At 28.4% G+C, this 9,914-nt stretch carries 11 protein-coding genes; 1 reads left to right on the top strand and 10 read right to left on the bottom strand.

All coding sequences use genetic code 11. The annotated features are described in order from the left end of the window. Nucleotides 1-73: 73 nt before the first annotated feature. The 6 genes from Q0O83_RS10185 to Q0O83_RS10160 all read right to left on the bottom strand — a co-directional run bounded on the left by Q0O83_RS10185 (nucleotide 74) and on the right by Q0O83_RS10160 (nucleotide 4,058). Nucleotides 74-877 (bottom strand): carbohydrate ABC transporter permease, encoded by an 804-nt coding sequence (locus Q0O83_RS10185; protein WP_294096769.1) that lies wholly within the window; start codon nucleotides 875-877, stop codon nucleotides 74-76. Nucleotide 878: 1 nt separating this feature from the next. Further along, nucleotides 879-1,748 carry a sugar ABC transporter permease gene (locus Q0O83_RS10180; protein ID WP_294096767.1) on the bottom strand — a complete coding sequence of 290 codons (870 nt, stop codon included), beginning with the start codon at nucleotides 1,746-1,748 and terminating at the stop codon, nucleotides 879-881. 160 nt (nucleotides 1,749-1,908) lie between these two features. Next, complete coding sequence (locus Q0O83_RS10175; protein ID WP_294096765.1) at nucleotides 1,909-2,544, bottom strand: hypothetical protein; 636 nt, start codon at nucleotides 2,542-2,544, stop codon at nucleotides 1,909-1,911. A 26-nt stretch (nucleotides 2,545-2,570) separates the two neighbouring features. Then, nucleotides 2,571-2,756: a DUF1858 domain-containing protein gene (locus tag Q0O83_RS10170; protein WP_294096763.1), complete on the bottom strand. Its 186-nt coding sequence runs from the start codon at nucleotides 2,754-2,756 to the stop codon at nucleotides 2,571-2,573. Further along, nucleotides 2,746-3,438, bottom strand: a complete 693-nt coding sequence (locus tag Q0O83_RS10165; protein ID WP_294096761.1) for a hypothetical protein — start codon at nucleotides 3,436-3,438, stop codon at nucleotides 2,746-2,748. Before Q0O83_RS10165 ends, Q0O83_RS10170 begins: the two co-directional genes overlap by 11 nt. 77 nt (nucleotides 3,439-3,515) lie before the next feature. Next, nucleotides 3,516-4,058: a tyrosine-type recombinase/integrase gene (locus Q0O83_RS10160; RefSeq protein WP_294096760.1), complete on the bottom strand. Its 543-nt coding sequence runs from the start codon at nucleotides 4,056-4,058 to the stop codon at nucleotides 3,516-3,518. A gap of 100 nt (nucleotides 4,059-4,158) precedes the next feature. Between Q0O83_RS10160 and Q0O83_RS10155 the strand changes: the two genes are divergently transcribed. Then, entirely contained in the window at nucleotides 4,159-5,475 is a 1,317-nt protein-coding gene (locus Q0O83_RS10155; RefSeq protein ID WP_294096759.1) for an MATE family efflux transporter, read from the top strand. A gap of 30 nt (nucleotides 5,476-5,505) precedes the next feature. Here Q0O83_RS10155 and Q0O83_RS10150 read toward each other — a convergent pair whose 3' ends face one another. From Q0O83_RS10150 to Q0O83_RS10135, 4 genes are all read right to left on the bottom strand, one after another. Next, on the bottom strand, nucleotides 5,506-5,967 hold the full coding sequence (locus tag Q0O83_RS10150) for a C-GCAxxG-C-C family (seleno)protein (RefSeq protein ID WP_294096758.1): 462 nt from the start codon (nucleotides 5,965-5,967) through the stop codon (nucleotides 5,506-5,508). Nucleotides 5,968-5,997: 30 nt separating this feature from the next. Then, a complete protein-coding gene (locus tag Q0O83_RS10145; RefSeq protein WP_294096757.1) occupies nucleotides 5,998-6,975 on the bottom strand; it encodes a 3',5'-cyclic-nucleotide phosphodiesterase in 978 nt (325 codons plus the stop codon). 63 nt (nucleotides 6,976-7,038) lie between these two features. Then, a complete protein-coding gene (locus Q0O83_RS10140; protein ID WP_294096756.1) occupies nucleotides 7,039-8,640 on the bottom strand; it encodes an AAA family ATPase in 1,602 nt (533 codons plus the stop codon). Between the two features lie 43 nt (nucleotides 8,641-8,683). Then, nucleotides 8,684-9,832: a hypothetical protein gene (locus Q0O83_RS10135; protein WP_294096754.1), complete on the bottom strand. Its 1,149-nt coding sequence runs from the start codon at nucleotides 9,830-9,832 to the stop codon at nucleotides 8,684-8,686. Nucleotides 9,833-9,914 lie beyond the last annotated feature (82 nt).

Below are 9,914 nucleotides of genomic sequence, written 5' to 3'. Positions count from 1 at the left end.
TTATCCCTTTTCAAAGAACTGGACCTATTTTTCATCTTTAGTTAACAGATTCATTTTAAAGTTTCAATTTTAATTACTCTTTTACTGCTCCAGAAGTCATACCTTTTTGAAGTTGACTTTGTCCTATAAATAAAACTATTAATGAAGGTATAATAACTATAACTACCGCTGCCATTAAAACTCCGAAGTTTGTTCCCTCTTCAGCTTTTATCATCTTCAATCCAATCTGAATTGTTCTCGACTCTGGTCTAGTTGAAATCATTAGCGGCCATAGATACATATTCCAAACATTTAAGAATGAGTAGATTCCCCAAGTACTTAATATCCCCCTTGATAATGGTAAAACTATTTTTAAATATATAAACCCATGGCTGCAACCATCTATTTTAGCTGCTTCAATCAATGACTTATTAAGTGTTTTAAACTGTTGTACCATTAAAAATATTCCAAGTCCATTTGCTAAAAACGGCAGTATTATTCCTAACTTTGTATTTAACAATCTCATTTTTAAAATTGTAAAATAGTTTGGAATAAATATCGATTCCCACGGAATAAATATTGAACACATCACAAGTAAAAATATAAATTTTTTCTCTTTAAACTCTACAAACACAAGAGCATAAGCTGTCATACTACAAATAATTGTTTGAATAATCATAGCAACCAATGAAGTTATTAAACTGTTCATAAAAAATTGAAGTATTGGTACATTTTGTAATAGCTCTTTATAGTTAGTTAGCTTTACTTCACTTGGTAATAACTTTCCACTTATAATATCCTTCGTCGACATAAAACTAGAGATTAAAGCATATATTATTGGAAAGAAAACTAAAATTCCAGACAAAATAAGTAATCCATAAAATATTTTCTTTTTCATTTTACTGATAGTGCACCTTCCTTTCTAGTTTAAATTTAACAATCATTATTATTGTAATCAATAGAAGTAGGAATAATCCTTGAGCACTAGCATAATCAAATCTATAGTTACTAAACGCTGTTTTATAAATACTATATACTATAAAGTTTGTCGAGTTTGATGGTCCTCCACCTGTTAGTATATCTACTTGACCAAAACTTTGGAATGATTTTAAAGTTGTTGTAATCAACAAATAGAATAAACTTGGGCTCAGTAGTGGTATTGTTACTCTAAATAGTTTCGAGAAATAATCCACTCCATCCACTTCACAACTCTCATCAATCTCTTGACTTATATTTTGTAATCCTGCTGTTAAAACTAAAAATCCAAAACCTATGTTCATCCAAATCGTTGCAAATGAAATTGCCCAAATTGCATACGTTGAACTTGTAAACCAATTTATTGGTAAAATTCCAAAGAATTTTAAAATATCATTTATTAATCCCACACTCGGATGAAATAAAAATAAAACTATGCTCGAACTTGCTGAAACTGAAACACCCATACTCGATGAGAATATAACTCTAAATAGTTTTATTCCTTTTAATTTTTCATTACATATTATCGCTAAAAATAGTGATATAATCATACTGAAAGTCACCGTAATTAGTGAAAATTTTAATGTCGCAAAAATACTTTCATAAAATGATGAATCCGTGAATAATTCATAAAAATTTTCAATTCCTGCAAATCCAACTATCTGTCCTTTTGAATCTGTAAATGATAACGAATACATAACTGTCTTCAATAATGGATAGATATAAAACATTAATAATATCAATAACGATGGTATTGAAAATAAAATCCCTGTTAATTTTTGTTCTTTTTTCATAACCCCTCCTTAGGTAATACTTTATACTATCTATGTTAATCCTTTATGAATTTTATGTAAAAGTTGTGTAAAAATTTTATAAATTACTATTTTCACTTTTTTAATCTAAATCTTTTGTAAAAAAAAATAGAACCATCTCTAGTTCTATCCTTTTATAAACTTATTTTTGAATAATATTAAATTTCATATCTGAATCTATACTATATTTAAAATTAGGATTTAAATTTTCTACAAAAGTTTTAATCCAAGCATCTCTTAAATCGTAGAAAACTTTTACATCTACATTCTCTTTTGCCCAAATATCTTTATGTACACAAATACTTCTTTCCCACTGAACTAAACTATCTTCAGAAACAGAGATAATATTTACTCTATCACATGGCATTCCATCTAAGATATAGTTATTCATACAGTTATAAATTTCAGAAGCTGTTGCTGGATTTCTCTCTTTTTTAATTTCTTGAACTGCTAAAATAGCTTGCTCTTCGAAAACTTTCTTTAAATCCTCTATTGCATTTTCATCATTTTTTAATATAAAATCAACCCATGCTGCCATTCTACCCTCTGAAGAGTGAATTCTTCCTTGTAACCAACCGTGAATATTATTTACATCTATAATCTCTTCTAAATTTTTATTCTCTAATTTTTTTCCATATTTTTCATCTATTTCTGCTTTTTGAACCGAAATATCTAATCCTCTATCTTCTATAAACTTTACTATACTTTCCTCTAAGTTTTCAAACCATACTATCTTATTGAAAAGCCAGTAATGTATTTTTCCTAAATATAAACTCATCTTTCTCTCCTTTTAAATCCTTTAGATTAATTTGCATTTAATTTTTCTAAAACTTCGTTTAAATCTAACCCATGAATCTCACACGCTTGCTCTAATCTTTCCATTTGAGCTGAAGGACATCCAATACATCCCATTCCATATCCCATTAAAATCTCTACTGCCTTTGGGTTAGTTTCTATTATCTCTGCTATTATTGTATCTTTAGTTATCATCTTTATCTTCTCCTTTTATTTCTAATAATTTTATAATATCTGCTCTAAACAGTTCAATACCAATTCTATCTATAAAATGCCCTAATTTTTCTCCCATAGTTGCATTTTCATTATAATAGTTCAAAGTTGTTTCCACAGCTATATAAGCCTCATCTTCTGATAGATCTCTAATTAAAATATCAGCACTACGAGGATTAAATCCTGCACTTCCTCCAACTGTTATAAAAAATTTTCCATCTGTATCCACAATGACACCAATATCTTTTGAGTAAGCTCCAGTACAAGCGTTTCTACATCCTACAACAGCTATTTTAGTTCTACATGGAAGTTCCATTCCATGGAAATTATTGCTTATTTTCATTCCTATCCCAATCGTTGGATACTTTGACCTTTTGCAATAGTTAGCTGGACAAATCTCAACATTTTTTACAGAGTTTTGAGTTCTTACAGCTGGCTCCATTCCAAGCTCATCCCATATAGGCCCTAAGTCTTCCTCTTTTAAATTAGTTATTAAGACTCTTTGTCCTGATGTAATTTTTAAAACACCTTTATATTTTTTAGCTACTTCAGCTATTTTTATCAGTTTATCTGGCGTAATAAATCCTCCAGGTATATGAGGAGTTATTCCATAAGTTCTTTTTCCATCTTTTATCTTTTGTAGATTTCCTCCATGAATACTCATCTTCAATCACCATCCTGAATATATAATATAACTATTTTAAAAAAAAATCAGTAACATAGGTTACACTTTCTAAAAAATTAAAAACCTAATCTTTGTTTTCCTCTATAGTCATCAGCTTTCTCTTTATTAATTCTTATATATTTTTGTGTAACAGAAACACTTGAATGATTTAGTAACTGTTGAACAAACATAATATCTTTTGTTTCGTTATATGCTAACGTTGCAAATGATTTTCTAAAGCTATGTGTACTAATAAATGTACTATCTATATTTTCGTGGTCACAAGCTTTTAATATCTGGTCTTGAACTTTTCTAACAAAAGCTCTAACTTCTTTCTCTTCTGAAGCAAAAATATAGTTATCATCTCTGCTTCTATTCTTAAAAAGATATTCAACAAGCTCCATGTTTATCCTTGTTATTTGAGGTTTTTTTGTTTTTTTCTCAATTATCTCTAATTTTCCAAACTGTATATCACTATATTTTAATCTTGCTATATCTTGAATTCTAAGCCCTGTATTCAATTCAACTAAAAGGGCATTTCTTACATCTTGTTTTATTTTTTGCGAACCTAAAATCGCATCAATCTCTTCTTTATTTATTGCCTTTGTCATTTTTCCCATAATTATCACCCTTTTTAATTATAACATTTGTTTGAGGTTTTTTGTATAAAATGATATAATATAGCATTAAATTTAAGAGGTGATTTTTATTCAACAAAAATTGTTAAAAGATAATCTTTTCAAACTTATTTTTAAATATGGGGTCCCATCTATTCTGACCATGTGGATCTTCTCTTTATACACTATAGTTGATGGAATTTTTATAGGAAAGTTTCTAGGAGCTCAAAGTCTCGCAGCTGTAAATATTGTTATGCCATATGTTAACTTCTCGTTTGCAATTGGTATCATGGTAGCTGTTGGAAGTTCAACTATGATTGCTATTCAACTCGGTGCTGGAGAAGATAAAAAAGCTTTAAAATCTTATAGTACATCTATACAACTTTTTATAGTTTTTAGTTCTATCCTTAGTTTAGTTGGAATAATTTTCCCTGAAAAAGTTGTAACACTTTTAGGAGCCAACGATGTTATTTTAGAAGAAGCTACAACGTATCTATTTTATCTATCATTCTTTACACTTTTTTATATGTTATCATATGGATTTGAAAGTTTTGTAAGAATTGAAGGTAGTCCTAACTACTCTTTACTTTGTATATTGGGTGGAGCTATTATGAATATTGTTTTAGATTACTTTTTAATAGCTATACTGGATATGGGAATCAAGGGAGCTGCTATTGCAACGGGTACTGCTCAAATGACAACAGCCCTAATGTTAGCTTATTATATGATATTTCGAGCTAAAAAATTAAAATATAGTTTTATAAAGTTTAATCCCAAAACTGTTATGACTATTTTATACAATGGTTCATCTGAATTTTTAACAGAGATGGCAACTGGAGTTGTTATCATGGCGTTCAATATAAATATTATGAATATCATTGGAAACGAAGGTATTTCAGCTTTCAGTGTTATAAGTTATATCTCAACCTTAGTTACTATGACAATGATTGGATTTTCTCAAGGATTGCAACCTATTATTAGTTTTAATTATGGAGCACAATATAGAGAAAGAGTTCTTAAAATCTTAAAAATTGGAACTATTACAGTATTTGCATTAGGAATCTTCTTTTTCTTCCTTGTAAACTTATTCTCAGATACTCTTGTTGGCGTTTTTATAAAAGATAATCCTAGACTATTTTTACTGACAGAAGAAGCTGTAACCTATTATAGTTTTACATATATATTAATGGGAATTAATATAATTATCAGTTCATATTTTACAGCTGTTGAAAATGCTTTTATTTCAAGTATTTTAAGTGTATTAAGAGGTCTTATTTTTATAAATATACTTCTTCTATTACTTCCAGGTATTTTAGACACAAAAGGGATTTGGTTATCCGCTCCTGTAAATGAACTTATTATGTTAGTCGTTTCATCTGTATTCTTTATTAAAAATGGGTATAAAAAAATTGTGGCGTAAAATCCACAATTTTTTTTATCTTATTTTTTATTAGTCTACTATTTTTAATCCTAACTCTCTAGCAATTATTGTTGCAGCAACCTCTGCTACCTCTCCTGTGAAAGCAACACATTGATCTTTATGCTCCTTTGCACCCATATCCATTCCATGTGTTAGTATTTTGCAACATAACACTTTATGATTTTTTCTGAACTCCTCTTGTAACTCATGAGCTAATTCTAAATTTTTAACAACTTTTGTATCTCCCCCCTTAGTTCTTCCAAAGAAATAACTAAGTGACATTACTCCACCACTTACAGCTCCACAAACACATTTAGATTTTCCAATACCTACTGGGAATCCTGAAGCAGCAGCGATTAAAGCCTCTGGCATATCTGGATCAATATTGTTTCTAACTGAGTTTACAATAGCTTCTGAACAGAAAAAATCTCCTACTCTATAAGCTTCCTCTGCATCATGTTTAACCTTTTTAATACTAATCTCTTTATTCATTTTTCACTCCTTTTTTATATTTAGTAAATTTTAAAATTCTAATAAATCCCCTTGAACTGGGAAATGATATTGAACTCCGAATCTATTGCTGTCAACTAACTCTTTTTCTATTTTTTCTCTCATATTTTCGTTCTTTTTCAAACTCGGCTTTATATGAGTTATAACTATATTTAATCCTTTTAAATTTCCTTTACCAGAATATCTCTCTAAATTTTCCAGCTCTGTATCAATCCATTTAGGTGTTAAATGTCCAAATAAATCTTTATCCTGTTTTGAATTTTCAAAAGATGATTCAATCATTATTGCTTTTAATTTCTTCTCTTTTAATAGTGGTCCTAGAACTTTAAAGCTTTCATCTAAGCCATTACTTTTTTCAACTTTATCTGGTCCTACATCTCCATAGTAAGCTAAATATTCACCGTTATTTTCTATTAAAAACATAGTTGATTCGTAGTTACTATGACTAAGAGGGAAACTTCTAACTTTTAAAGTCGTTCCATTTATTGAAACTTCATTTAAAGGGGATAACTCTTTATAAGTATATTGATTTAATTTAAATCCTTCACCTTCATTAGCAAAGTTTGGCCACAGTTGCCAATTGAATACATTATTTTTTAAAGTATCAATTGTACTTTTTAATCCATAAATCTCTTTTTTAGTATCCTCTGTTGATGATACAACTAACCCTGAAATATGGTCTAAGTGAGCATGAGAGATTAGATAACCTTTTATTTTTTCTCTAAAAATATATCCTATATCGTTCCATTCAGTATCTTTTGGTATAGTAATATTCTTAAAACTATTTTTCTCTAACCCTTTTTTTATTCCAGGTAAAACTGTTCCTGCATCTAAAGCAACAAAGTTCTCCTCACTTTTACTCTTTAAAAGGTATCCAGAGATATTTCCGTCAAATACTCCACCGTCACTTCCTAAAGTAACAAGTTCAAATCCCTCAGCATAACTTATTAAACTTGAAATAAGAAAAATTGTTGATAATAACCTTTTCATTTAATCCCTCCAATTTTTATACTGCACAAATATTCTATCATATATTTAAAATAAATATATAAGTTAAATCTCACTTTCAATAGCAACATCTTTTCCGCTAAAAGCCATTCCTATTTTTATTACCTTTGATACTCCATTATTTTTCATAGATATATCATATTTTTTCTCATTTATTTGAGCTAAAGCTTCCTTCGCTTTCTCATGGATACTGTTTTTATCTCCTATTTTAAACTTAAATATCAATCCAAAGTTCTTCTTATCCTTTGGCTCTAAAGCTATATCGTATCTCCCATAACCACTCTCTCTGTTAGAAGTTATTATGTATTTATCACCCAAAGTTAAAAGAAGCCCAAGCATAAAGTGATGATAATACTTCTCACTATCTCCACCATCATGGTAACTTATTGCTGATAGATATAAATCTTTAAATTTATATTGGAATCTTTCAATCTCACCTTTATACAAATCTTCAAGCATTTTAAAATACAAAGCTGTTTTTCCATGACTATATTCTTTAATGAAACTGTTCTTAAAAAATGACTGCACTTCATAATTTGGAATTTTCAAGAAATATGTCTTTGCACCAGTTATATCTGAAATTTGCAATCTATCATATGTTAAATATCCTGAAAATAACATCAACGACCAGATTGTATCCACATCATCTAAATCAGAAAATACTATATTTTCTGTGATTACTTCCTCTATTTCGTTTCCACTAAAAACAGCTTTTAAATCATCTAATACTTTAGAATCATTTTTACTTAGCAATTGCTTTATCAAAGCATTGTCACTAGTATTTATCCAATATGGATTAATCTCTTTATTGTTAATACAATTTATAATAGACCAAGGATTATATACTAGCTTATTTCCAAATTTATAACCGTTGTACCACTTTTTAATCTCTTCTACTTCATAATCTAACTCGTAATATTTTAAAGCTATCTCTACTTCTTTTTCACTCAATCCAAAATAATTAAAATTATTATCTAATATTGTAGATACAGTAAGATTATTTAAACCTGAAAATATACTTTCCTTTGCTACTCTCAATATTCCCGTAAGAACTGCGAATTCTAAATATGGATTTCCTTTTAATGCTGCACTCAAAACATTACGGAAAAAGAATATTGCTTCATCATAATATCCTTGTGAGTGAGCAGTAACTAAAGGTGTATCGTATTCATCTATTAAAATAATTACTTTTTTTCCAAACTTTTCATATAACTGCTCAGATAAATTTAAAAGTGAATTTTCCTGTGCATCTCTTTTATCTTCTAAAACAAATCCATATTTTTTATACTCTTTTTTTATCAAAGCCATAAACTTTTCTAAACATAGCTCCCAATTACTAACTTTTATATCTTTTAAGCTAATATATATAACAGGATACTGCCCTGCGTACTCCATTTTATCTGTATTCGTAATATCTAATCCATCAAATAATTTTCTATTAGACTCTTTATCTTCTATGTTAAAGAAATAGTTAAGCATTGACATATTTAAAGTTTTTCCAAATCTTCTGGGTCTAGGTAATAATGTTACTTTAGATTTTTTATCTAGCACTTCATTTATTAGCATCGATTTATCAGCAAAATAATAGTTATTTTCTATTATCTCTTTAAAATTATCTATTCCTACAGGCAACTTTTTCTTAACCATCTTTTTCACCTCACTAATATATTTTCTTTAAGTATACCATATTTTATCTTTCTAATATAGAAATTGTCTTTAGAACGATTTGATAATATTTTTCTAAATCCTCTTTAGTTAAGTATGGAATAATATTTTCATTAATATATTTTTTTGAGACACCTAAGCTTAAAACAGCCCCTGTTTTTTTTATCAATCCTGCTCCGCCTATTTCATTATGAATATCATTAGACATAAATGTGACTCCACCACAATCTTGACTAACTATTGTGGCTAACTCTGAAACAATTCGAACTTTTTCTTCTGATAGATTAGCCAAACCTAATTCATTTCCTAATTTTTCAATTTTCTGTCCTATATCGATAGTTTTTAATTTAAGAGAATCAACTTTTCTTTTCATAGTTCCTAAATCATAATAACAAAAAGGATACGTTAAAGTATTACAAGCTTCAATTAATGCATTAACAACATCAATATTATCATCTTCTTTATCTCCTCTTACAATAAAAGTATCAGTTTTTAAATCTCCTAAAGCATCATTAAATAATTTAGACTCTAAAACAATTGTCTGAATTTTATCTAACTTGAAATGTTCAACAATTAATTTTTTAGAAAAATAGTTAGAATTCCCTTCTAAATCTTCATTAGGACCAATTCCTCCAAGAGTAGCATTAACTGTAGCTAAAAAAGATACTGATGTATTTCCTATATCTAAAACAGTTCCTAAAATGTATCCATAGTTATCTCCAACATTCTCTTTTGTTATTTTGAAATTATCAGGAAAATTTTTATAAAAACCATCTAACAAAGCATTAGCAATAGCTGATTGTAATGCTACAGGTACCTCTAAAACTCCTTGACCATAGATTCGACCAAACTCTTTTAAAACAATAGTATGTGTCATCAATGCTTCTTTTCCAATTAACTTTTTTATAATATCTTTTTCAAATGGTGTTATTCCTCTTCGAGCAATACCGTATCCAATACCACCGTTTTTTAAGTTTACTATAATTTTATTTTCATCAAAAGTTATATCAAATATTTCTAAAGATAATTTTGTAACTTTTTGAAAAAAATATAATATAACTGCTAATCCAACTGAATCATCTTGTACTTGCCCATTAATGCTGTGACAATGACCGCACCCTACATGACCAACTACACCAATTGAACCAAATTTTTTTTCACTAAATTTAATCATCTCAAACTCCTCTAAAACACTTCAGTTTTTTAATTCTATTTTATCAATTTTAATTAATTCTACAAAATGTAACTACGATAAT

Origin of the sequence: uncultured Cetobacterium sp. (genome assembly GCF_945952365.1) — a bacterium.
Lineage (GTDB): Bacteria > Fusobacteriota > Fusobacteriia > Fusobacteriales > Fusobacteriaceae > Cetobacterium_A.
The sequence above is the reverse complement of the archived record's forward strand: the minus strand, read 5'-3'. Positions and strand labels throughout refer to the sequence as shown.